The organism is Pseudomonas japonica, from assembly GCF_013522925.1.
In the GTDB taxonomy this organism is placed as follows: domain Bacteria; phylum Pseudomonadota; class Gammaproteobacteria; order Pseudomonadales; family Pseudomonadaceae; genus Aquipseudomonas; species Aquipseudomonas japonica_A.
In genome coordinates this window covers 383,228-404,633 of the sequence record NZ_JAAMQU010000004.1, presented here as the reverse complement: position 1 = coordinate 404,633, position 21,406 = coordinate 383,228, and the positions used below count along the sequence as shown (strand labels likewise).

Below are 21,406 nucleotides of genomic sequence, written 5' to 3'. Positions count from 1 at the left end.
CACAGGGGGCGCTATGGAGTCCAGTAATCTGCCGTTGGGGGACTTCGAGTCCACCCTGAAAATCCATGCGCGTCAGTTGGTGGAGAGCCTCGAAAAGGGCCGCTTCGGCGACGCCGTGCAGTTGATTCACCAATTGAACCAAACGCGGGACCGTGGGCTGTACCAGGAAGTGGGCAAGCTTACCCGCGAATTGCACAGCGCTATCGTCAATTTCCAGATCGATCCTCGCTCGCCCAAGGCCGAGGAGGTTTCGCAGATCACCGACGCCACCGAGCGCCTGGATTACGTGGTTCGCCTGACCGAAAACGCCGCCAACCGCACCATGGACCTGGTGGAGCAAAGCACACCGGTGGTTCATGGCCTCGCGGAAGAGGCACGCGCTGTGCGCGCCGACTGGCAGCGGTTCATGCGCCGTGAGGTGGATGCGGGCGAGTTTCGCGAGCTGGTGAAGCGCGTGGATGGCTTTCTGCAACGCAGTGAAAGCGATGCCACGGCTATCTCGGCCCATCTGAACGACATCCTGCTTGCACAGGACTATCAGGACCTTACTGGCCAGGTGATCAAGCGTGTCACCGCGCTGGTGACGGACGTGGAGTCCAACCTGCTCAAGCTGGTACTCATGGCCAGCCAGGTAGACCGCTTTGCGGGTATCGAGCATGACCCTGAAAGCCTGCTGGACGAAAAAAATACCGAAAAAGACCTCTCCCGGGGTGAAGGTCCGCAGATTCATGCCGATAAGCGTGAAGACGTCGTATCCGGCCAGGACGATGTGGATGATCTGCTTTCCAGCCTGGGCTTCTGAGCCTGGTCTGGAAGCCTCATCGAACCGGCGCTAAATTGCGCTATCCGGGCCGGATGCCACTTACAAAATTCCAGGGAGCACCCAAATGAGCTTCGGCGCCGATGAAGAAATCCTCCAGGACTTCCTGGTAGAGGCCGGCGAGATCCTCGAGCAGTTGTCCGAACAGTTGGTGGAGCTGGAAAGCCGCCCCGACGACGCGGATCTGCTTAATGCGATTTTTCGTGGTTTTCATACCGTTAAAGGCGGCGCCGGCTTTCTCCAGCTCAACGAGCTGGTCGAATGCTGCCATATCGCCGAGAACGTGTTCGACATTCTGCGCAAGGGCGAACGCCGCGTAGACTCCGAACTGATGGACGTAGTGCTTGAAGCGCTCGACACCGTCAACAGCATGTTCGGGCAAGTACGCGAACGTGCCCCCCTTACCCCGGCTACCCCAGAGCTGCTTGCTGCCCTGGCCCGCCTGGCGGAACCCGCTGGCGCCGCACCAGCGGTCGAAGCACCGGCGCCAGTGGCCGCCTCTGCGCCCAGGCATGAAAATGAGTTCGAGGCGCTCGTGCAGAGCCTGGACGATGTTTCAGTGCCTGCCAGCGGCAGTGACGACATCACCGACGCCGAATTCGAATCGCTGCTGGACCAGCTCCATGGCAAGGGCCAATTCGCGCCTGAAGCCCTGCCCACTGCCGCTGCCGAACCCGCGCCAACAGCGCCTGGTGCCGGGGACGAGATCACCGACGCCGAGTTCGAAGCGCTGCTCGATCAACTGCATGGCAAAGGCAGCTTCGCCGTGGACAAGGTGGTAGCGCCCGCTGCCGCTGCACCATCGGCACCTGTTCCTTCGGTAGGCGGTGGCGATCTGATCACCGACAACGAATTCGAAGCGTTGCTTGACCAGCTTCACGGCAAGGGGAAGTTCAACGCCGAAGCCGCAGCCGAGGCACCGGTAGCGCCCCAGGCGGCCAAGCCTGCCGCGGCACCGGCGCCAGCACCGGCCAAGCCCGCTGCCGCGCCAGCCCGGGCGGAGCCTGCACGCGCTGCGGCGGCTGCTGCTGCCCCGGCCGCCGCAGCCGCGCGCCCCGCCCCGGCAGGGGACAAGCCAGCGGCCAGCGAGGCCGAAACCACTGTGCGGGTCGATACCGCGCGGCTGGACGAAATCATGAACATGGTGGGTGAGCTGGTGCTGGTGCGTAACCGCCTGGTACGGCTTGGCCTTAACAGCGGCGACGAAGCCATGTCCAAGGCCGTGTCCAACCTGGACGTGGTCACCGCCGACCTGCAGACCGCCGTGATGAAAACGCGGATGCAGCCGATCAAGAAAGTGTTCGGGCGCTTCCCGCGACTGGTTCGCGACCTTGCACGTCAGCTCAAGAAAGAAATCAACCTGGAGTTGGTGGGCGAAGAAACCGACCTCGACAAGAACCTCGTAGAGGCCCTTGCCGACCCGTTGGTCCACTTGGTGCGCAACGCTGTGGACCATGGCGTTGAAATGCCCGATGAGCGCGAAGAGTCCGGCAAACCACGCTCCGGCAAGGTGGTGTTGTCCGCCGAGCAGGAAGGGGACCACATCCTCTTGTCCATCTCCGACGATGGCAAGGGCATGGACCCAGCCGTGTTGCGTGCCAAGGCCGTGGAAAAGGGCCTGATGGACAAGGACGCGGCCGATCGCCTGTCTGAAACGGACTGCTACAACCTGATCTTCGCCCCGGGCTTCTCCACCAAGACCGAAATTTCCGATGTGTCGGGCCGTGGCGTGGGCATGGACGTGGTGAAAACCAAGATTTCCCAGCTCAACGGTTCGATCAATATTTACTCGGCCAAGGGCCAAGGCTCGAAGATCGTCATCAAGGTGCCGCTCACCCTGGCGATCATGCCCACGCTGATGGTAATGCTGGAAAACCAGGCCTTCGCCTTCCCGCTGGTGAGCGTGAACGAGATCTTCCACCTCGACCTGTCGCGCACCAACGTGGTCGACGGGCAGGAAGTGGTGATCGTGCGCGACAAAGCGCTGCCGCTGTTCTATCTCAAGCGCTGGCTGGTGCCCGGCGCGCAGGACAACGAGCAACGCGAGGGCCATGTGGTGATCCTTTCGGTAGGCACCCAGCGCATTGGTTTCGTGGTCGACCAGTTGGTGGGCCAGGAGGAAGTGGTGATCAAGCCACTGGGCAAGATGCTCCAGGGCACGCCCGGGATGTCTGGCGCGACCATTACCGGCGACGGTCGTATCGCGTTGATCCTGGATGTTCCAAGCATGCTCAAGCGCTACGCCGCACGGCGTATCTGACACCGCTGCCGCCGGCCATGAACGCCGGCGGTCTGTAATGGAGTAACTATGGCACTCACAGTCCTGGTGGTGGACGATTCCGGTTTTTTCCGCCGCCGCCTTACCGAAATTCTTTCGCAGGACAGCAATATCAAGGTAGTGGGCACGGCCAGCAATGGCCGCGAAGCCATCGACCAGGCCATCGCCCTCAAGCCTGACGTGATCACCATGGATTACGAAATGCCGATGATGGATGGCATCACGGCGGTCCGTCACATCATGCAGCGTTGCCCCACGCCGGTATTGATGTTCTCCTCGCTTACCCATGAAGGCGCCCGGGTAACCCTGGATGCGCTGGATGCTGGCGCAGTGGACTTTCTGCCGAAGAACTTCGAAGACATCTCGAAGAACCCGGACAAAGTCCGGCAGCTGCTGTGCGAGAAGGTGAATTCCATCGCCCGCAGCAATCGCCGCTTCAGTTCCGGCTCATCGGCGGCCGCCGCTGCGGCGCCGTCGCCTGCTCCCGTGTCCCGCGAGCCTTTCACCAGCCGCACGCCAGTACGCCCAACGCCTGCGGCGCCTGCACCTGCTGCGCCGCCGCGGCCTGCCGCACCGGCCACCAGCGGTGCCCCTCGTCGCAAGGCCTACAAGCTGCTGGCCATCGGCACGTCTACCGGTGGCCCGGTTGCCCTGCAGCGGGTACTCACCCAGCTACCCGCCAATTTCCCGTCGCCCATCGTGCTTATCCAGCATATGCCTGCGGCCTTCACGCGTGCCTTCGCCGAGCGGCTGGATAAACTCTGCCGCATCAGCGTCAAGGAAGCGGAAGACGGTGATCAGCTGCGCCCAGGCTTGGCATTGCTGGCGCCGGGCGGCAAACAGATGATGGTGGACGCCCGTGGCACGGTGAAAATCCTGCCCGGCGATGAGCGCCTGAATTACAAACCCTGCGTGGACATCACCTTCGGCTCGGCCGCCAAGTCCTTCGGGGACAAGGTGCTGGCCGTGGTGCTGACCGGCATGGGCGCGGATGGCCGTGAAGGCGCGCGCCTGCTCAAGCAGAGTGGCAGCCAGGTGTGGGCGCAGGATGAAGCCAGCTGCGTGATCTATGGCATGCCCATGGCGGTGGCCAAAGCCGGCCTTGCCGATGCGGTGTACAGCCTGGATGACATGGGCCGGTACCTGGCGGAGGCGTGCCAGTAATGGATGTACTGAGCCTTATCGGGATCATTCTCGCGTTCGTTGCCATTGTGGGCGGTAACTTCCTGGAGGGCGGCCATCTGCCGTCCTTGCTCAACGGCCCGGCGGGCTTGATCGTGCTCGGCGGAACCTTGGCGGCAGCCCTGTTGCAAACGCCCATCAGCGCGTTCAAGCGTGCGCTGCAGATACTGCCGTGGATTTTCTTCCCGCCGCGTATCGACCTCGCCGGCGGCGTGGATCGGGTAGTGGGCTGGAGCCTGGTCGCGCGCAAGGAAGGCCTGCTTGGGCTGGAAAGCGTGGCCGACACCGAGCCGGACAACTATGCCCGCAAAGGCCTGCAGTTGCTGGTCGATGGCGCCGAGCCCGAAGCGATCCGCAGCATCCTGGAGCTGGACTTCCTCTCCCAGGAAAACCGCGATGTGCGCGCCGCCAAGGTGTACGAATGCATGGGCGGCTATGCGCCCACCATCGGCATCATCGGCGCGGTAATGGGGCTTATCCATGTGATGGGTAACCTCGCCGACCCCTCGCAGCTGGGAAGTGGCATAGCAGTTGCTTTCGTAGCCACTATCTACGGTGTGGCGTCAGCCAACCTGGTGTTGCTGCCCGTCGCCAATAAACTCAAGGCGCTTGCTCAGCGCCAGTCCCGCTACCGGGAGATGCTCCTTGAGGGGCTACTCTCGATCGCGGAAGGCGAAAACCCCCGGTCCATCGAACTGAAGCTGCATGGCTTCATGGAGTAATTGATGCGTCGTCGGCGGGTTACCGAAGAGCACGAGAATCACGAACGCTGGCTGGTGTCCTACGCGGACTTCATCACGCTGCTGTTCGCCTTCTTCGTGGTGATGTACTCGATCTCTTCGGTGAACGAGGGCAAATACAAAGTGCTCTCCGACGCCCTCGTAGGGGTATTCAACGAACAACAGCGCAGCCTCAAGCCCATCCCGATCGGCGACGAGCGCCCGCGCACCACGCAGCCGGTTACCCCGCTCAATACCGAGAGCGACGAGCCAGACGCGGCGGTGGGGGAGTCCGATGCGCTCAAGACCATTACCGAAGACGTGCGCACGGCCTTTGGCGACCTGATCGCCGCCGACCAGTTGACGGTCCGCGGCAACGAGCTGTGGATCGAGATCGAGCTCAAGTCCGGCCTGTTGTTCGGCAGCGGCGACGCCATCCCCAGCGATCGTGCCTTTGCAATCATTGAAAAGGTCGCTGGCATCCTTCAGCCCTTTGCCAACCCGGTTCACGTCGAAGGCTTTACCGACAATCAGCCTATCCGTACCGCGCAATACCCGACCAACTGGGAGCTGTCTTCGGCCCGCGCCTCGAGCATCGTGCGCATGCTGGCCATGGATGGCATCGACCCTGGCCGCATGGCCGCCGTGGGCTATGGTGAATATCAACCGGTCGCGGGCAACGATACGGCCGACGGCCGCGCGCGCAATCGGCGGGTGGTGCTGGTGATTTCCAGAAACCTGGAAGTGCGCCGTAGCCTTACAGGCTCTGGCACCGCCAACGCCACGCCAGATGCGGCACTGAAGCGGGCTGGCACACAAAGTGCACCGTCCGGGGCAGTGCAGCCGGTGAAGGGGCAAGCTGTCAAAAGTCCGTCGCCGACGTTGTAAACCAGTTATCGGGACCCGTACACATGAGAGTCTGGGCAATTGCCAATCAGAAAGGTGGCGTCGGCAAGACCACCACCACCGTCGCGCTCGCCGGCCTGCTGTCCGACGCTGGCAAGCGCGTGGTGGTTGTCGATCTCGACCCGCATGGGTCGCTGACCAGCTATTTCGGCAATGATCCGGACGGCCAGGAGCACAGCTGCTACGACCTGTTCCTGCACAAGGGCAATGTGCCCGAGGGCCTGCCTGGCCAGCTGCTGTTGCCTACCAGTGACGAGCGTATCTCGCTGCTACCGTCCAGCACTGCCTTGGCGACGTTGGAGCGCCAATCGCCAGGCCAGAGTGGCCTGGGCCTGGTCATCGCCAAATCCCTCGCACAGCTGTGGCAGGATTTCGACTATGCCTTGATCGACAGCCCTCCATTGCTGGGCGTGTTGATGGTCAATGCTTTGGCGGCCAGCCAGCAGTTGGTGATTCCGGTACAAACCGAACACTTGGCAGTCAATGGCCTGGAGCGGATGGTCAGTACGCTTACCATGATCAACCGTTCGCGCAAGCAGCCGTTGCCTTACAGCATTGTCCCCACGTTATTTGACCGTCGTACCCAGGCCTCATTGGGCACCCTGCGGGTACTGCGTGACCGTTGGCAGGACAGCGTGTGGGAAGGGTACATCCCTGTGGATACCCGCTTGCGCGATGCCAGCCGCGCCGGCCAGGCCCCGTCCCGCTTCGATCCCAAAAGCCGCGGCGTGGTGGCCTATCGCGCGCTGCTCAAGCACCTGCTCGGCCAGCAGCTGCTGACCCAGGTGGCCTGACATGAGCCGCCCAATCGACATTCCACGTCGCCCGCGCCAGGCCTTGCAGTCATACCTTGACGGCCTGTTGCAGGAAGCAACGGAGGACTGGCAAGCCGAGCCTGAATCGCAGCCAACACCTGCGCCCATCGCTGTGCTGGTTCAACCCGAGGCGGCCAGTGTGGATAAGCCAGCCAGCCTGGACGAATTCGAAGCGGCCGTACTTGAAGAGCAAGTGCGCGATTCGCGCCCGCGACCGGTGTTACCGGCTGCCGAGCCGCGCCGCGCCATCGCTCGCCCTGTAGCCGAACCCTTGGTGCGTTTCGAGGAGCCCACCTTGTGGGTAGGCCCCTCGCTCGTGCCTCAGGTATCGCCGCAGGTGCTCGATGAAGCCTTGGCGCCGGTGGTAATGCCGCAAGTACCGGTGGAGCTGCCCGTTATCGAGCCTGCGCCGGTGCTGCCAGTGGCCCCAGCCATAGCCCCGCCAACCGCTAGCCCTGAGGCGAGCCTGCGCAGTGAAGGCGGCGGCCCCGGCACGCCGGTAGAGCAGGGGCTTCCGGCCTGGGCGAACGAGACGTTCGAATGCCTGCTGTTCGACGTGGCCGGGCTTACGCTTGCTGTGCCGTTGGTTTGCCTGGGTTCGATTTATCCATTGGCGGGGCAGGAACTGACCCCGCTGTTCGGCCAACCTGAATGGTTCCTTGGGCTGCTGCCGAGCAACAACGGCAACCTCAAGGTGCTGGACACCGCCCGCTGGGTGATGCCCGACCGTTACCGGGATGATTTTCAGCAGGGCCTGCAGTATGTGATTTCCGTACAGGGCTATGAATGGGGCCTGGCCGTGCATTCGGTAAGCCGTTCGATACGGCTGGATCCGGCAGAAATCAAGTGGCGTACTCAGCGGGGGCAGCGGCCCTGGCTGGCGGGTACAGTGATCGAACACATGTGCGCGTTGCTCGATGTTGCGCAATTGGCTGAAATGATTGCCAGCGGCGCGGTCAAACGACAAGAAGCCGAAGCCAGGGCCAAAGCCGCGGCCGAGGAAAAGGCACGGGCTGCCGCCGCCCGGGGCCGTAAACGATAACGCCCTGTGGCCGTGGGCCAAGGGCATGCATAACAGACCGCACTGCGGGAACGAGGGGTAGGGTATGAGCAAAACGTCCGGTAAGGGTTCAGAGGATCCGATCCTGCAATGGGTCACCTTCCGCCTTGATAACGAAACCTATGGCATCAACGTGATGCAAGTGCAGGAAGTGCTGCGCTACACCGAAATCGCGCCCGTGCCTGGCGCGCCGGCGTACGTGCTGGGGATCATCAACCTGCGCGGTAACGTGGTAACGGTGATCGACACCCGCCAACGCTTCGGCCTGGCCTCCAGCGACGTGACCGACAACACCCGTATCGTGATCATCGAAGCGGACAAGCAGGTGGTGGGCATCCTGGTCGACAGCGTGGCCGAAGTGGTTTACCTGCGCCAATCGGAAGTGGAAACCGCCCCTAACGTGGGTAACGAGGAATCCGCCAAGTTCATCCAGGGCGTGTGCAACAAGAACGGCGAGCTGCTCATTCTGGTCGAACTCGACAAGATGATGTCGGAAGAAGAGTGGTCGGACCTGGAGAACATCTGAGTTGATTCTCGAAGCCGCCGTCATCGTACTGGCCATTCTCTGGGCCGGTTCGGTGGCGATGTTCCTCTCGTATTCGCGCAACCAGCAACGCATCGCGGCCGAACAAGCCGCGGGCGATGCCCTGCGGGACCAGCGTATCCGCGAACTGGCCAAGCGCCTGGACGACTACCAGAACGGCACCGTGCGCATGGGTGAAGCCCTCCATGAACTACGCGCCGTGGTCGCGCCCTTGCCCGACAAACTCCTGCAACTGGAACAACGTGACCCGGACAGCCTTTCCTTTGCGCAGGCCGCGAAGCTGGTGCACATGGGGGCCAGTATCGACGAACTCACCCAGGCCTGTGGGTTGACACAGGCCGAGGCGGAGTTGATGAAGAAGTTGCATGGGTAAGGATGCCCTTGCTACTAAGCCGTAGCATGTGTGACGCTGCCTGGAAAGCGGCGGGGCGGCCGGTGAAACTTGTGAATCAGCAGCGCGCAATACCATCAAGGGTGGAGCGTGCGCACGCCAAGAAACCCTATGGTGATACTGAGCGCTGGCCAGCGCGATTGTGATCGGGGTTGATGTAGATATGCAGCTATTACCTTCTCACTTTATCTGATACGGGGGAGATTGACCGCGCCTCTGTTATCTCGTAATTTCTGTTCATACAATTTCAGGCGTTTACGCTCCGCTGGAAGTAATGGGTTTTTCTTTTCGTAACGCGCTATCTTCTTATCAAAGGCAGAAGCACCTTCGGAAAATATCCGCTTTTGAACCTCAATTTTGCTGACGTCGAGAGCGTTCTTACGTCCCAACGCTGCGCCGATCATGATTGCGGCAGTCTGTTGCTCCATAGAGTCTTTGAAAATGTCCTCTTTTGCCGTTTTGGCAAAAATGTGCTCTAGTTGTTCCTTATGGGTAAAGTTAGGATCTTGACTAAACTTTCCGGCTCTACTAAAATTTATCCCCCTTTTGGCTTCTTCGACGGCGTTCTCTGTGATTTTAATGGTATTAAGGCCTTTGAACGACTCATCACGATAGCCGAGCAGCAATGCATATTTATCATCGAGATGACCTATGTCGCCAGCCTTCCGTCCACCGAATATCCGCTGACCCAATTTTGACAGTGAGCGAAATAGAGCATGCCCATCCGGGTCTATATTGTTGAGGGGGTCACCGGCGCAATAAGCATAGGCGTTCAGCCCACCGCGGTCGAATGGGCTCAAGTCGTCGGCGGCGATGAAGCGCATGAGGGTGGGTGAGTAAGCACGATACCCATTGCCTAAAAGATAAAGTCCGATGGGCTCATGGGGCTGCCCCACGAAACCGGTATTCCCATGGCCTGGATGGGTTGAATAACCAGATGGTGTAAAGCCTGCGACCAATGCTCTGCTGCTTGTTGCTTCGTTTACAAGGGATCCTTGCCAATCGGTCCCTTTCAAGGAACATGAGGTACCGGTGCTGGAGATAGTAGCCATGAACGTATCCTGTTAAAGAGCGTCTTCACATTCAACGCTCAAATCATCGGGTCCGACACCTGGCAATGTACTAGGTAGTGACCTCGAGGGCAGGGCCTTACCAACTAATCACTGGCGCCCGGCGTCACATCCCGTTCCCTCGGCCCCGGGCTTATATCCACCCCCACCGGCACTTTCCCCTGTAAGTACCATGCAAAGGCAATGATCTCGGCAATGGTGAGGTACAGCTCCTTTGGAATGCTGTCGCCCAGTTCCAGCTGCCCGAGCATCTTCACCAGCTCGGCGTTTTCGTAGATGGGCACTTCATGGGCCTTGGCGATGGCGATGATGGCGTCAGCCAGTTCGTCGTCGCCCTTGCCGGACAGGGTAGGGGCCTGGATGCCGTCGTAGCTGAGGGCGATGGCCTGGCGTTGGAAGCGGTTGCTCATGCGGTTTCATCCACCCAGCGTTGTTCGAGGCGTGTGCGGTTGCCCTGAGGTGGGCGACCGGTGTGGCAGTCCAGTTCGCCAACGGTCAGGCCGGCGCTCATCAGCCGCTCGCGGAACCAGGGCAGCTCGCGCTGTACCACGTTCACGGTAGCGGGGTTTTCGGCCCACACCTGGCTGGAAAGGTTGCTGTTGAACAGTTGCGCTTGTACATGCAGCGGGCCCAGCCGTGGCAGGTCGAAGGCGAGGTCCAGCCGCCACACTTTGCGCAGCGGCAGCGGATTGCCTTCCGCGTCGCGCTCCAGCTCGCGCTCCTTGTCGTTGGGTTCATCCTGGGCTTGCACGCGCACCTGCATCGGCACGATGTCGTTGAAGGCGCGCATCGGAATTTCCAGTTGCCAGCTGTGCTGCGCCAGGCCGTGCGGCCCGGTGCTGGCTTGCTCAAGGCTGGCCAACTGGTGCGTCTGCACCCGTGACAGCGCCGCCGAGGCCAGGCGCAGCAGGGAATGCAGGTCGTCTTCGTTTTCGCCTTTTTGCAAGGTGCGGCTGGCGAGCGGAAAAGCTGGCGCCTCCTGTGAGCGTGGCCCCACCTGGCCGAGAATGCCCAGGGCATTGCGAAGGAACCCTGGCGCGGCCAAGGCCATGGTGGCGAGGGTTGCAGGGTTCGGTGGCTGATTGCCCGGCAGGTTCGGCAGGATTTGCGCCACCAGCCGCAGCAGTGCGCCTTTCAGGTCCGCCTCGGGCGCTTCCAGGCTGCCAGTAAGCAAACCGGATTCAAGGAACAGCCCGCTGTTGTTGAACGCTTTGGCCAAGGCATCCGGGGTTTGCAGGTCGGCCATGTCGGGCACCGCCGCCAGCAGCGCGCTGGCACTGGCGCGCACTTCAGGGGGCAGGCTGTTCTGGCTCTGGCTGGCCTGGATCACCGCCAGCAGGCTTTGCAACGATGCCTGGCGGCTGCTCTGAGTACTGATTTGCTGAGCAACGGCCAGTTCATCCAGACGCCCACCCAGTTGCACCACGCTCAGGGCCTGGCTGCCTTGCACTTGAGCGCTCAGAAGGCTGCCGATGCGCAGCGGCTGCGGGCTTTCGATGGTAAGGGTTTGCCCGGCCAGGGCGCTGTTGAGCAACGTGACCATGGCCCGGTACACCGGAGGGCCGTCGTTACCAGCAACGGGCAATGACGTCACGACCTTGCCCTGCAGCAGCGTGCCTACGGGCAGGCGGCTGGTGTCCAGCTGGGTAAGGCCCGTGCGCGGCGCGCCGGCCAGGCTTACCGACAGTTGTTCGGACAGCATGCGGGTGACCAGCAATGGCGTGCCGATGGCCAGCGGCTGCGCGGCGCCCACTTGCACCGTGGCCTGGCGGCCGCTGTCCAGGGTGAGCTTGAGCAGCAGCTGAAAATCCCCAGGCAGCTGCTTGATCGACAGCACCTCCGCTTTCGCGGTTTGCCCGGGCTCTAGCAGGCCGTCCACCGATTGCAGCAGCTTGAGCAGCTCGCCGCTGATGGCCGCCGACCGGGAAGTGGCCGCCAGGTTGGCAGCCGCGGCAACGGCGCTGATTTCGTTCGTCATGGTTTCGCGGGCCAGAAAAGTGTCGCAGCCTGACAGCAGGCGGCAAGCCGGAGCTGGCCGCCTCTGTGTATAATCGCCCGCTGCGCTGGCAGCGACCGTACGGTCTTCGTTGCTTATTTCTATCGGCCCGGCCCGCGTGGACTTGAACCGCGACGCGCCAGGGCGCCTACAAGGTTCACTGTGACGGTTCATCTGGAAGGCATCGCACTGGCCTGCGAACGAGACGGGCGGCAGCTCTTCGAAGGGCTGAGCCTGAGTGTGCGCGGCGGCGAGATGCTCAAGGTCTGTGGGCCCAACGGCGCTGGCAAAACCTCCCTGCTGCGCCTTCTCAGCGGGTTGATGGCGCCCACCGCCGGCGAGGTGCGATTCAACGGTGAAGGGTTACCCGGCGCCGCTCGCCAATTGGCGGGCAGCTTGCTCTGGCTGGGCCATGCGCCCGCGCTCAAGCCAAGCCTTACCCCGCAGGAAAACCTGGCCTGGCTGTGCGCGCTGGGCGTGCGGGCTTCCCTTGCCGCTATCGATGAGGCTTTGGCCCAGGTGGGCCTGCGGGGTTACGAGGACCAGCCCTGCCAGCGGTTGTCCGCCGGGCAGCTGCGGCGCGTGGGGTTGGCGCGGCTTTACCTGAACCCGCCGCCCCTGTGGTTGCTTGACGAGCCGTTTACGGCGCTGGACTCGGCTTCGATCACCTCACTCGAAACGCACCTGGCCGAGCACTGCGCGCGGGGTGGGCTGGTGGTGCTTACCAGCCATCATGCGTTGGGCACCCGGCCGGCAGGCTACCGGGAACTTCACCTCGGTGAAGCGGCATGAGCGGTAGCCTCGCCACCTTTACCCACCTGCTGCGCCGCGAAGGCCTGCTGCTGGCGCGCCGGCCGGCCGCGTTGGCCAACCCACTGGTATTTTTCGCCGTGGTGGCCACGCTGTTTCCGCTCGCCATTGGTGCAGACCCCGGCTTGCTATGGCAGATAGCCCCTGGCCTGGTGTGGGTGGCGGCGGTGCTGGCGGTGTTGTTATCGCTGGACAGCCTGTTCCGGGAGGATTTTGAAGACGGCTCGCTGGAACAATGGGCGCTGAGCCCGCACGGCATGCTGTTACCCGTTTTGGCAAAGGTGTTGGCCCATTGGCTGTTGTCCGGGCTGGCGCTGTGCGTACTGGCGCCAGTGCTGGGCCTGATGCTCGGCCTGCCCGCCAGCAGCCTGCCTGTGCTGATGGTGACCTTGGCGCTGGGCACGCCCGTGCTCACGTTGCTGGGCGCGATCGGGGCGGCGCTGACCGTAGGGTTGGGGCGAGGTGGGTTATTGCTGGCTGTGCTGGTGTTGCCCCTGTATATCCCGGTGCTCATCCTCGGCAGCGGGGCCTTGCGCGCCGCCTTGCAGGGCCTTCCAGTGGCGGGCTTCGTGTTGTGGCTGGCCAGCCTTGCGGCGCTCACTCTGACGCTGGCCCCCTGGGCCATTGTCGCCGGCCTGCGGATCAGCCTTAATGAATGACCTCACAGGGGAAGCGAAACGCGTATGAGCTGGGCATGGTTTCATCGGCTGGCGTCGCCGCCCCGATTCTACGCGCTGGCTGGGCGCCTGGTGCCCTGGCTGGGCGCCGCCGCCGGCTTGCTAGTGGCCGTGGGCACGGTCTGGGGCCTGGCGTTCGCGCCGCCCGACTACCAGCAGGGCGATAGTGTGCGCATCCTGTATATTCACGTCCCGGCTGCGATGCTGGCGCAGAGCTGCTACGTGTTGCTTGCCGTTGCCGGCGTGATTTCTCTGGTATGGAAGATCAAGCTGGCCGACATTGCCCTGCATTGCGCCGCGCCGGTCGGGGCGTCCATGACCGCGCTGGCGCTGGTTACCGGTGCCATCTGGGGCAAGCCCACCTGGGGCGCCTGGTGGGTATGGGATGCGCGCCTTACCTCCATGCTGATTCTGCTGTTCCTGTACGCCGGGGTGATCGCCCTGGGCCAGGCCATCAGCAACCGCGACAGTGCCGCCAAGGCCTGCGCGATCCTGGCGATCGTGGGGGTGGTAAACGTGCCGATCATCAAGTATTCGGTGGTGTGGTGGAGCACCCTGCATCAAGGGGCGACCTTTACCCTTACCGCCAAACCGGCCATGCCTGCCGAGATGTGGCTGCCGTTGGCGCTGACTGTGCCTGGGTTTTACCTGTTTTTCGGCTGCGTGCTGCTGATGCGTATGCGCACCGAGCTGCTGCGCCGCGAAGGGCGGAGCCAATGGGCCCAAGCCGCACTGCGGATGGGCGCTGATTCGAGGAGAACGCGATGAGCTTCGCCAGCTTCGGCGATTTTTTGGCGATGGGCCGGCATGGCCTGTACGTGTGGAGCGCCTATGGTTGCTGCCTCGCCGTGCTGGCCTGGAACCTGGCCGTGCCGCTGCTCACACGCCGCCGGCTTCTGGCCGGTGAAGCCCGGCGCGCCCGCCGGAACAGCCAACCATGAACCCGGTTCGCAAGAAGCGCCTGGTGGTGGTCCTCGCCCTGGTGGCTGGCGTGTGCGTTGCCGCCACGCTGGCGCTTAGTGCCTTGCAGCAAAACATCAATCTGTTCTATACCCCCACCCAGATCGCCAGTGGCGAAGCACCGCCAGGGCAGCGCATCCGCGCCGGCGGCATGGTGGAGCGAGGGTCGCTGGCGCGCAGCGCCGACAGCCTGGATGTAAGCTTCGTGGTCACGGACTTCAACCGCTCGGTGACCATTCATTACCGCGGCATCCTGCCAGACCTTTTCCGCGAAGGGCAGGGCATCGTCGCCTTGGGTGTGCTGGACGCCAACGGCGTGGTGCAGGCCGATGAAGTGCTGGCCAAGCATGACGAGAAGTACATGCCGCCCGAAGTGAACAAAGCCCTGAAAGACAGTGGCCGCCTGGGAGCTACCCCATGATTCCTGAACTGGGCCAGTTGGCCCTCGCCCTGGCGCTGTGCCTCGCGTTGGCCCAGGCTGTGTTACCTCTGCTGGGCGCCTGGCGCAATGTGCCCGTGTGGATGGCGGTGGCGCGCCCGGCCGCCTGTGGTCAATTCGCCTTTTTGTTGTTCGCTTTCGGCTGCCTGGCCCACGCCTTTCTCCATAACGATTTTTCGGTCGCCTACGTCGCGGAGAACTCCAACACGGCGCTGCCCTGGTACTACAAGTTCAGCGCGGTATGGGGCGCCCACGAAGGCTCCCTGCTGCTGTGGGCATTGATCCTCGGCGGCTGGACCTTCGCCGTTGCGCTGTTTTCCCGGCAGCTGCCAACGGCCATGCTCGCCCGGGTGCTGGGCGTGATGGGGCTGATCAGCAGCGGCTTTCTGCTGTTTCTGGTGGCCACGTCCAACCCTTTCGCGCGCATCCTCCCGCAGGTACCCCTGGAAGGCCGGGACCTGAACCCTCTGTTGCAAGACTTCGGGCTGATTGTTCACCCCCCCATGCTGTACATGGGCTATGTGGGCTTCTCGGTGGCCTTCGCCTTTGCCATCGCCGCGCTGCTGGGCGGGCAGCTGGACGCCGCCTGGGCGCGCTGGTCCCGGCCCTGGACGCTGGTGGCCTGGAGCTTCCTCGGCGCCGGTATCAGCCTGGGCTCATGGTGGGCGTATTACGAGCTGGGCTGGGGCGGCTGGTGGTTCTGGGACCCGGTCGAAAACGCTTCCTTCATGCCTTGGCTGGTGGGCACCGCGCTGATCCACTCGCTGGCCGCGACCGAACAACGCGGCGTATTTAAAAGCTGGACCGTGCTGCTGGCAATCGCTGCGTTTTCTCTCAGCCTGCTGGGGACCTTCCTGGTGCGCTCCGGAGTGCTTACGTCTGTACACGCGTTCGCTTCGGACCCTACCCGTGGCGTATTCATCCTGATGTTCCTGCTGCTGGTTACCGGTGGTTCGCTGGCACTGTTCGCCGTGCGCGCGCCTGTGGTGCGCAGCCATGCCCGCTTCGCCTGGGCGTCACGGGAAACACTCCTGCTGGCCAACAACCTGCTGTTGGTGGTGGCGGCCGCGACCATTCTGCTGGGCACGCTCTATCCCTTGCTGCTCGATGCCTTGACGGGCGCGCGGCTGTCAGTGGGGCCGCCGTATTTCAATGCGCTGTTCGTGCCAATCATGGGCGTGCTATTGGCGACGATGGGCGTTGGCGTGGCCATGCGCTGGAAAAGCACGCCCGGCGCCTGGCTGGCTCGGCTGCTCACGCCCGTGCTGTTGGCGGCGGTGGCCTTGTGTGTAGGGCTGGGAATGTTCGCCGGGTTGGACCGCTGGCCTTTGCTCGCGGTGACCGGCCTGGCCGCCTGGGTGGTGCTGGCCGGCGTGCGTGACCTGGCGGACAAGCTTCGCCACCAGGGCCTGGGCGGCGTGTTGAACCTGCGCCGCAGCTATTGGGGCATGCAGCTGTCACATCTCGGTTTGGCGGTGGCGGCCGTTGGCGTGGTGTTCTCCGCCCAGCTCGATGCTGCCCGCGACCTGCGCATGGCGCCGAACGACAGCGCCGAAGTAGGGGGTTACACGTTCATATTCCGAGGCACGCAGACCATGCGCGGGCCCAATTACAAAGGGGACCGGGCCATCATCGAAGTCAGCCGGGATGGGCACACCGAGAGCGTGTTGCATCCGGAAAAGCGCCTTTATACCGCGCAAGGCTCGGTAATGACCGAGGCGGGCATAGACGCCGGCCTGTTCGCCGACCTTTATGTAGCGCTCGGCGAACCTCTGCCTGACGGCGCCTGGGCGGTGCGCTTGCAGGTGAAACCCTTCGTACGCTGGATCTGGCTGGGGGGGCTGCTGACCGCCCTGGGTGGAACACTGGCCGCGCTGGACCCTCGATACCGGGCGCGGTTGCGCCAGCGGGCCCGCGCCGGCGCCGAACTGGAGGCCGCCTCATGAAGCGCGCATGGCTGGCGGTGCCGTTGCTGCTGTTTATCGGCCTGGCCGTGGTGCTGTATCGCGGGCTGTACCTGGACCCTTCCGAGCTGCCGTCCGCGCTGATCGGCAAGCCGTTCCCCGCGTTCGATCTGCCAGCGCTGGAAGATGGCCGGCCACTGAACCGTAACGCGCTGCTGGGCCAGCCGGCGCTGGTGAATGTGTGGGGCACCTGGTGCGTGGCATGTCGTGGTGAGCACCCCACCCTGGCGCGGCTGGCAGAGCAGGGCGTGATCATCCACGGCATCAACTACAAGGACGACACCACCGCGGCGAATCGTTGGCTGCGCCAACTGCACAACCCCTATCAGGTAAACGTGAGCGACCCCCAGGGTACCCTCGGCCTGGACCTGGGCGTGTACGGCGCGCCGGAAACCTTCCTCATCGATGCCCAGGGCGTGATTCGCTACAAGCATGTGGGCATTGTGAGTGACGAGGTATGGCGCGACGAAATCGCGCCGCGCTATCAGGCGTTACGCGAAGAGGGGCGGCAATGAGGGGCGTGTTGCTGTTACTGGCATTGGCGTTCGCCAGCATTGCCCACGGGGCCATCGACACCTATGGCTTCGATAACGACGCCCAGCGCGAGCGCTTCGCTGCGCTTACCCGCGAGCTGCGCTGCCCCAAATGCCAGAACCAGGACCTTGCCGATTCCAACGCACCCATCGCGGCGGACCTGCGGCGGGAAATTCACCGCTTGATGGTGGAAGGCAAGACGGACGAGCAGGTGATCGCGTATCTGGTAGATCGTTACGGCGAATTCGTACGCTACAAGCCCGCCTTCGAGGCCCGTACCTGGCTGCTGTGGCTGGGCCCCGGCCTTCTGCTACTGGCCGGGCTTGGCATAGGTTGGGCGCTGCTGCGTCGTCGACACACTGAAGAGTTGCCCGCCACCCTGGACGAGGCCGACCAGGCGCGCCTCGCCACCTTGCTCAAGAGCACCGACGATGATTGATTTCTGGGCGGCGGCCATTGCCCTGCTGCTGATTGCCTGTGCATTGCTGGCCTGGCCTCTGCTGTCTGCCCGGGTGTACACGGCAAGGCCGAGGCGCGCCGTCAACGTGGCGGTGTACGAAGAACGCCTGGCGTTGCTGGAAGAGGAATACAAGGCGGGGCGGCTGGATACGCCGGGATGGGAAGCGGCCAAGGCCGAAGCGGGCAAAGCGTTGCTCGCGGATGTGGATGCCGAGGCGGGCACCGACACTGCGGCACCTTCGGCGGCCGTGAAGGGGCGGCGCGTCACCTGGGTGGTCATGCTGCTGGTGCCGGTCGCTGCGCTGGTGCTGTACCTGAACGTGGGCGCCCTGGACCGGCTGAGCCTCAGCCGCGAGATGGCCACGCCGGCCAGTTCACCCGCAGAAATGCTATCGCGCCTGGAGCGCACTGTGAAAGCCCAGCCCGACGCCCCCGATGCGCTGTACCTGCTGGCCCGCACCTACCTGTCGCAGAACCGCGCCGGCGAGGCAGTGCCGCTGCTCCAGCGTGCCGCGCAGTTGGCAGGAAGGCCACCGGAGCTACTGGGCCAGTGGGCGCAAGCGATGTATTTCGCGGCGGGCCGGCAATGGTCGGGCGAGATTCAGGCCTTGGTGGATGAGGCGCTGCGTGGCAACCCCAACGAAAGCACCAGCCTGGGCTTGCTGGGGATTGCAGCGTTCGAGGGCAAGCACTGGGCGGCGGCGGTCAGCTACTGGCAGCGCTTGCAGGCTGGCCTGGCGCCGAATGACCCCGCCAGGGCCGCGCTGCAAACCGGTATAGACCGCGCGCGCCAGGCGCTGCGAGAAGAGGGCGGTAGCGAGGTGTCCGGGCGGGCCCTGCGAGTGCAAGTGCGCCTGGCGCCCGCGCTGGCAGCACAGGTAAGCCCGGACGACGCTGTGTTTGTGTTCGCCCGTGCTGTGAGCGGGCCACCGATTCCGCTGGCGGTAAAGCGGCTGCGGGTAGCAGACCTTCCCGCGAACATCACCCTCAGCGACGCCGATGCCATGCAGCCGGCACTGAAACTCTCGGCCTTCGGCGAGGTCAACGTGATGGCACGCATCAGCCGCTCTGGCCAGCCCACTCGAGGCGAGTGGACCGGTACCGCCATTACCGCTGGTGGCGGCTCGGCGGATTATGTACTCACCATCGATAGCCCGGAACACTAAGCATGCCCCAGTTCATCACCGCCACTTCCCGCCTTACGCTGTTAACACTGGCGCTCGGCCTGGGGGCATGTACCGTTCAACGGCCCAGCAGCGAGCCGCAGCCACAGCCGTTGCCGCCGATTCAGACCGTGCCGGCCACCAAGCCTCCGGCCAGCAAGCCCACCCCGCCCACGCCTGCAGCCCGCCCGGCGCCGCGCACGTCGGCCAGCTTCGCGCCACCGCCCAGCGGCCCCAGCCATTGGGACCAAGGCCTGGGCGTATACGTACTGGATAACCAGCCCGGCGTGTACTATCGCCAGCGCACTTATTACCGCTGGAGCAACGGCTGGGGTTGGGCCACCAGCCCCAACGGCCCGTGGGAGCCTACCGACGCCACCGGTGTGCCGCCCGGGCTTGGCCGCCAGCACCCCTGATCGCAACCTGCCACGCCCTGGGTTGCCAGCAACCGCTGCATGTCCTCGGTGAACAGCGCGATGCCATGGCCGTTAAGGTGGTCGCTGTCCTTGTAGAACGAACCCGTGTCCCCGATCAGGCAGCGTTCGCCGTCGCACAGGCGATCGTCGAGGGTGACCAGACGCAGGCGCCCTGCGGCTTGATCACGTTCAAAGCGTGATCGGGTGTAGTGCTGCAGTTGCTGATGCTCGGCTACCGAGATGGAAATGGCCCGCAGCGCCTGCTGTTTCTCGTCGGGGGTGACGTCCGTTTTCTGGGCAAGGCGGTAATACACGTATTTTGGACTGGCCAACTGCTGAGGCGCCTGGGCGATCACGTCTACCTGCGCCCCTAGCGCCAGGTAAGCGTCGAGGGTTTTTTCGAAGGCTTCGTCAAAAACCGCGCGGGAGTTCTCTCGGGTGCGGGCCTGATGCCCGGGCGTGACCAGGAAGTACCGAGTCATCTCGTGTTGCCCATAGCCACCATCGGTGTAAAGGCTCCAGCGGGCGATCAGCACCACGCGCTTGATACCGTGCTCGCGTACGTACGCCAGCTGTCTCTGGGCCAGGTCGGCACAGGCGCCTGGCCCGTAGTTGCCCACCGCCACGTCCACGCCCAGCAATGGCGGGCAGCCGCCCACGCCCAGGTGAGCAATGCTGAGGCGAAGCCGCCGGCCCGCTTCATCGAACGCCGGTAGCATGGCCTCGGAGTGGCTGTCGCCGAATACGGCCACATCCGCCGCGCCGACCTTGGACGGTGCGCCGAAGAAGCACAGCCCGATGCCCCAGCCATCCCCGCGATAATCCCGGTCGCATTCCGCACGTACAGTGGGATCCTCGAAGGCTTGTGCCAGGCTGGGGTCTAGTACTGCGGGCCGCGCGAAACCGTAAGTGAGGTATCCGCCCAAGCCCACTGCAATGAACAGCACCGAGGCCAGCGCGCCATAGCTGAATACCTGGTGGCGGCTGAAGCCTTGCCGCTGGCGGAAAGGCCGCTCCACATAGCGCCAGCTCAGCCAGGCGATCACCAGCGACGCCGCCGCCACCAGCAATAGTTCGGTCAGCGGCGGCGGCACCAGGCTGCGGTGGCGGGCGAACGTCAGCAAGGGTTGGTGCCAGAGGTAAGCGCTGTAGCTGATCAGCCCGATGAACACCAGCGGGCGCGTGGCCAGAAGCCGGCCTACCCAGGTGCTTGCGCCAGCAAACAGGATCAACAGCGCCGCGCCAAGGGTAGGTACGAGGGCGTGCAACCCTGGAAACGGCGTACTGCGATCGAACGTGAAAAACGCCCAGGCCAGCAGCCCAAGCCCCACCGCGGCGAAGCCCTGATGAAGCAGCCCACCACCTTCGGCATGCCGGGGGCGCGCGCTGGCATAAAACGCGACGAACGAGCCGACCAGCAACTCCCAGGCACGGGCAGGCAGCAGGAAGAACGCGCCGTTGCTGGCGTGCTGCGTGCCGTATTCAGCCCAGGCCAGGCTGGCCGCCGCTACCGCCACCAGGCTAAGCACACGGAACCGCAGGCCCAGCCGCCAGGTGAGCATCAGCCACAGGGGGATGAGCACGTAGTACTGCTCTTCAACGCCCAGGGTCCAGGTATGGATCAATGGCTTGAGGTCGGCTTCGCCGTCGAAGTAGCCGCTTTCCATCCAGAACAATACGTTGGAGGAAAACAGCGGCACGGCGACCAGGCTTTTGGCGAAGGCTTTCAGGTCGAGTGGGTCCAGCCACAGCCAGGCCATGGGCAGGCACGCCAGCATCATTACCGTGAGCGCTGGCAGAATGCGCCGCGCCCGCCGCTCGTAGAAGCGCACCAGGGAGAACTCACCTTGTGCCATTTCGGCAAGGATGATCGAGGTGATCAGGTAACCCGAGATCACGAAGAACACGTCGACACCGACGAAGCCTCCGGAGAACAGCGGCGCACCGGCGTGGTAAAGCACCACGGGGAGTACGGCGAGCGCCCGCAAGCCGTCGACCTCCGGCCGATACGGCACAGCGGGAGAATGAGCAGTGGTCATGTGTGGAAGCTCCCCCGGATGGGGCGAAGAAGGATAGGTAAAAGGGCCAGGCAGGCAGAAACGCTACCGCGGGGCCTTCCAGAGAAAGGCCCTGCGGCGGGGTATGCGTATGGGATGGGTTACAAAGTACCCGGCGCCTTGCGGAAGATCAAGCCGGGCGCGCA

23 protein-coding genes are annotated in these 21,406 nt (G+C 63.7%); 19 read left to right on the top strand and 4 right to left on the bottom strand.

What is annotated here, in order from left to right; translation table 11 throughout:
* Positions 1-13 precede the first annotated feature (13 nt).
* From G7016_RS08995 to G7016_RS08955, 9 genes are all read left to right on the top strand, one after another.
* Positions 14-802, top strand: coding sequence for a protein phosphatase CheZ (locus G7016_RS08995; protein WP_181112967.1), 789 nt, complete (start codon positions 14-16; stop codon positions 800-802).
* 85 nt (positions 803-887) lie between these two features.
* Positions 888-3,080, top strand: coding sequence for a chemotaxis protein CheA (locus G7016_RS08990; protein ID WP_181112964.1), 2,193 nt, complete (start codon positions 888-890; stop codon positions 3,078-3,080).
* A 48-nt stretch (positions 3,081-3,128) separates the two neighbouring features.
* On the top strand, positions 3,129-4,262 hold the full coding sequence (locus tag G7016_RS08985) for a protein-glutamate methylesterase/protein-glutamine glutaminase (RefSeq protein WP_181112961.1): 1,134 nt from the start codon (positions 3,129-3,131) through the stop codon (positions 4,260-4,262).
* Complete coding sequence (locus G7016_RS08980) at positions 4,262-5,002, top strand: flagellar motor protein (protein ID WP_181112958.1); 741 nt, start codon at positions 4,262-4,264, stop codon at positions 5,000-5,002. Before G7016_RS08985 ends, G7016_RS08980 begins: the two co-directional genes overlap by 1 nt.
* Positions 5,003-5,005: 3 nt before the next feature.
* The gene (gene motD / locus G7016_RS08975) at positions 5,006-5,887 is read left to right on the top strand and encodes a flagellar motor protein MotD (protein WP_181112956.1); all 882 of its coding nucleotides are present in this window, start codon (positions 5,006-5,008) and stop codon (positions 5,885-5,887) included.
* 23 nt (positions 5,888-5,910) lie between these two features.
* The gene (locus G7016_RS08970; RefSeq protein WP_181112953.1) at positions 5,911-6,699 is read left to right on the top strand and encodes a ParA family protein; all 789 of its coding nucleotides are present in this window, start codon (positions 5,911-5,913) and stop codon (positions 6,697-6,699) included.
* Position 6,700: 1 nt separating this feature from the next.
* On the top strand, positions 6,701-7,762 hold the full coding sequence (locus tag G7016_RS08965; protein WP_181112950.1) for a CheW domain-containing protein: 1,062 nt from the start codon (positions 6,701-6,703) through the stop codon (positions 7,760-7,762).
* A 64-nt stretch (positions 7,763-7,826) separates the two neighbouring features.
* The gene (locus G7016_RS08960) at positions 7,827-8,306 is read left to right on the top strand and encodes a chemotaxis protein CheW (RefSeq protein WP_181112947.1); all 480 of its coding nucleotides are present in this window, start codon (positions 7,827-7,829) and stop codon (positions 8,304-8,306) included.
* Between the two features lies 1 nt (position 8,307).
* Positions 8,308-8,697: a DUF2802 domain-containing protein gene (locus G7016_RS08955; protein WP_181112944.1), complete on the top strand. Its 390-nt coding sequence runs from the start codon at positions 8,308-8,310 to the stop codon at positions 8,695-8,697.
* A 203-nt stretch (positions 8,698-8,900) separates the two neighbouring features.
* Here G7016_RS08955 and G7016_RS08950 read toward each other — a convergent pair whose 3' ends face one another.
* From G7016_RS08950 to fliK, 3 genes are all read right to left on the bottom strand, one after another.
* The gene (locus G7016_RS08950) at positions 8,901-9,767 is read right to left on the bottom strand and encodes an RHS repeat-associated core domain-containing protein (RefSeq protein ID WP_181112941.1); all 867 of its coding nucleotides are present in this window, start codon (positions 9,765-9,767) and stop codon (positions 8,901-8,903) included.
* Between the two features lie 104 nt (positions 9,768-9,871).
* Positions 9,872-10,195: an EscU/YscU/HrcU family type III secretion system export apparatus switch protein gene (locus G7016_RS08945; protein WP_181112938.1), complete on the bottom strand. Its 324-nt coding sequence runs from the start codon at positions 10,193-10,195 to the stop codon at positions 9,872-9,874.
* Positions 10,192-11,763: a flagellar hook-length control protein FliK gene (gene fliK, locus G7016_RS08940; protein WP_181112936.1), complete on the bottom strand. Its 1,572-nt coding sequence runs from the start codon at positions 11,761-11,763 to the stop codon at positions 10,192-10,194. Before fliK ends, G7016_RS08945 begins: the two co-directional genes overlap by 4 nt.
* Before the next feature lie 180 nt (positions 11,764-11,943).
* On the opposite strand from fliK, the gene ccmA reads away from it, so the two are divergent.
* The 10 genes from ccmA to G7016_RS08890 are packed head-to-tail and all read left to right on the top strand — an operon-like array spanning position 11,944 to position 19,203.
* Positions 11,944-12,573, top strand: a complete 630-nt coding sequence (ccmA, locus tag G7016_RS08935) for a cytochrome c biogenesis heme-transporting ATPase CcmA (RefSeq protein ID WP_181112933.1) — start codon at positions 11,944-11,946, stop codon at positions 12,571-12,573.
* Positions 12,570-13,250, top strand: coding sequence for a heme exporter protein CcmB (gene ccmB / locus G7016_RS08930; protein ID WP_181112931.1), 681 nt, complete (start codon positions 12,570-12,572; stop codon positions 13,248-13,250). Before ccmA ends, ccmB begins: the two co-directional genes overlap by 4 nt.
* Positions 13,251-13,274: 24 nt before the next feature.
* Positions 13,275-14,036: a heme ABC transporter permease gene (locus G7016_RS08925; protein WP_181112929.1), complete on the top strand. Its 762-nt coding sequence runs from the start codon at positions 13,275-13,277 to the stop codon at positions 14,034-14,036.
* Positions 14,033-14,209 carry a heme exporter protein CcmD gene (gene ccmD / locus G7016_RS08920; RefSeq protein WP_181112926.1) on the top strand — a complete coding sequence of 59 codons (177 nt, stop codon included), beginning with the start codon at positions 14,033-14,035 and terminating at the stop codon, positions 14,207-14,209. Before G7016_RS08925 ends, ccmD begins: the two co-directional genes overlap by 4 nt.
* On the top strand, positions 14,206-14,649 hold the full coding sequence (gene ccmE, locus G7016_RS08915; RefSeq protein WP_181112923.1) for a cytochrome c maturation protein CcmE: 444 nt from the start codon (positions 14,206-14,208) through the stop codon (positions 14,647-14,649). Before ccmD ends, ccmE begins: the two co-directional genes overlap by 4 nt.
* Complete coding sequence (locus tag G7016_RS08910; protein ID WP_181112920.1) at positions 14,646-16,613, top strand: heme lyase CcmF/NrfE family subunit; 1,968 nt, start codon at positions 14,646-14,648, stop codon at positions 16,611-16,613. The genes ccmE and G7016_RS08910 overlap by 4 nt, the downstream gene beginning before the upstream one ends.
* Positions 16,610-17,146 carry a DsbE family thiol:disulfide interchange protein gene (locus G7016_RS08905; RefSeq protein WP_181112917.1) on the top strand — a complete coding sequence of 179 codons (537 nt, stop codon included), beginning with the start codon at positions 16,610-16,612 and terminating at the stop codon, positions 17,144-17,146. The genes G7016_RS08910 and G7016_RS08905 overlap by 4 nt, the downstream gene beginning before the upstream one ends.
* Positions 17,143-17,604, top strand: coding sequence for a cytochrome c-type biogenesis protein (locus tag G7016_RS08900; protein ID WP_181112914.1), 462 nt, complete (start codon positions 17,143-17,145; stop codon positions 17,602-17,604). The genes G7016_RS08905 and G7016_RS08900 overlap by 4 nt, the downstream gene beginning before the upstream one ends.
* Positions 17,597-18,790, top strand: a complete 1,194-nt coding sequence (gene ccmI / locus G7016_RS08895) for a c-type cytochrome biogenesis protein CcmI (protein ID WP_181112911.1) — start codon at positions 17,597-17,599, stop codon at positions 18,788-18,790. The genes G7016_RS08900 and ccmI overlap by 8 nt, the downstream gene beginning before the upstream one ends.
* A 14-nt stretch (positions 18,791-18,804) precedes the next feature.
* Positions 18,805-19,203, top strand: a complete 399-nt coding sequence (locus G7016_RS08890) for a hypothetical protein (RefSeq protein WP_181113100.1) — start codon at positions 18,805-18,807, stop codon at positions 19,201-19,203.
* Here the strand turns inward: G7016_RS08890 and G7016_RS08885 are convergent.
* Positions 19,098-21,242, bottom strand: a complete 2,145-nt coding sequence (locus tag G7016_RS08885) for an acyltransferase family protein (protein WP_181112908.1) — start codon at positions 21,240-21,242, stop codon at positions 19,098-19,100. The two genes, G7016_RS08890 and G7016_RS08885, sit on opposite strands and share 106 nt — an antisense overlap.
* Positions 21,243-21,406: the final 164 nt, after the last annotated feature.

Coding starts and splice junctions, on each gene's coding strand:
- G7016_RS08995 (WP_181112967.1), top strand. CDS start 14: ATGGAGTCCAGTAATCTGCCGTTGGGGGACTTCGAGTCCACCCTGAAA.
- G7016_RS08990 (WP_181112964.1), top strand. CDS start 888: ATGAGCTTCGGCGCCGATGAAGAAATCCTCCAGGACTTCCTGGTAGAG.
- G7016_RS08985 (WP_181112961.1), top strand. CDS start 3,129: ATGGCACTCACAGTCCTGGTGGTGGACGATTCCGGTTTTTTCCGCCGC.
- G7016_RS08980 (WP_181112958.1), top strand. CDS start 4,262: ATGGATGTACTGAGCCTTATCGGGATCATTCTCGCGTTCGTTGCCATT.
- motD (WP_181112956.1), top strand. CDS start 5,006: ATGCGTCGTCGGCGGGTTACCGAAGAGCACGAGAATCACGAACGCTGG.
- G7016_RS08970 (WP_181112953.1), top strand. CDS start 5,911: ATGAGAGTCTGGGCAATTGCCAATCAGAAAGGTGGCGTCGGCAAGACC.
- G7016_RS08965 (WP_181112950.1), top strand. CDS start 6,701: ATGAGCCGCCCAATCGACATTCCACGTCGCCCGCGCCAGGCCTTGCAG.
- G7016_RS08960 (WP_181112947.1), top strand. CDS start 7,827: ATGAGCAAAACGTCCGGTAAGGGTTCAGAGGATCCGATCCTGCAATGG.
- G7016_RS08950 (WP_181112941.1), bottom strand. CDS start 9,767: ATGGCTACTATCTCCAGCACCGGTACCTCATGTTCCTTGAAAGGGACC.
- G7016_RS08945 (WP_181112938.1), bottom strand. CDS start 10,195: ATGAGCAACCGCTTCCAACGCCAGGCCATCGCCCTCAGCTACGACGGC.
- fliK (WP_181112936.1), bottom strand. CDS start 11,763: ATGACGAACGAAATCAGCGCCGTTGCCGCGGCTGCCAACCTGGCGGCC.
- ccmB (WP_181112931.1), top strand. CDS start 12,570: ATGAGCGGTAGCCTCGCCACCTTTACCCACCTGCTGCGCCGCGAAGGC.
- G7016_RS08925 (WP_181112929.1), top strand. CDS start 13,275: ATGAGCTGGGCATGGTTTCATCGGCTGGCGTCGCCGCCCCGATTCTAC.
- ccmD (WP_181112926.1), top strand. CDS start 14,033: ATGAGCTTCGCCAGCTTCGGCGATTTTTTGGCGATGGGCCGGCATGGC.
- ccmE (WP_181112923.1), top strand. CDS start 14,206: ATGAACCCGGTTCGCAAGAAGCGCCTGGTGGTGGTCCTCGCCCTGGTG.
- G7016_RS08910 (WP_181112920.1), top strand. CDS start 14,646: ATGATTCCTGAACTGGGCCAGTTGGCCCTCGCCCTGGCGCTGTGCCTC.
- G7016_RS08905 (WP_181112917.1), top strand. CDS start 16,610: ATGAAGCGCGCATGGCTGGCGGTGCCGTTGCTGCTGTTTATCGGCCTG.
- G7016_RS08900 (WP_181112914.1), top strand. CDS start 17,143: ATGAGGGGCGTGTTGCTGTTACTGGCATTGGCGTTCGCCAGCATTGCC.
- ccmI (WP_181112911.1), top strand. CDS start 17,597: ATGATTGATTTCTGGGCGGCGGCCATTGCCCTGCTGCTGATTGCCTGT.
- G7016_RS08885 (WP_181112908.1), bottom strand. CDS start 21,242: ATGACCACTGCTCATTCTCCCGCTGTGCCGTATCGGCCGGAGGTCGAC.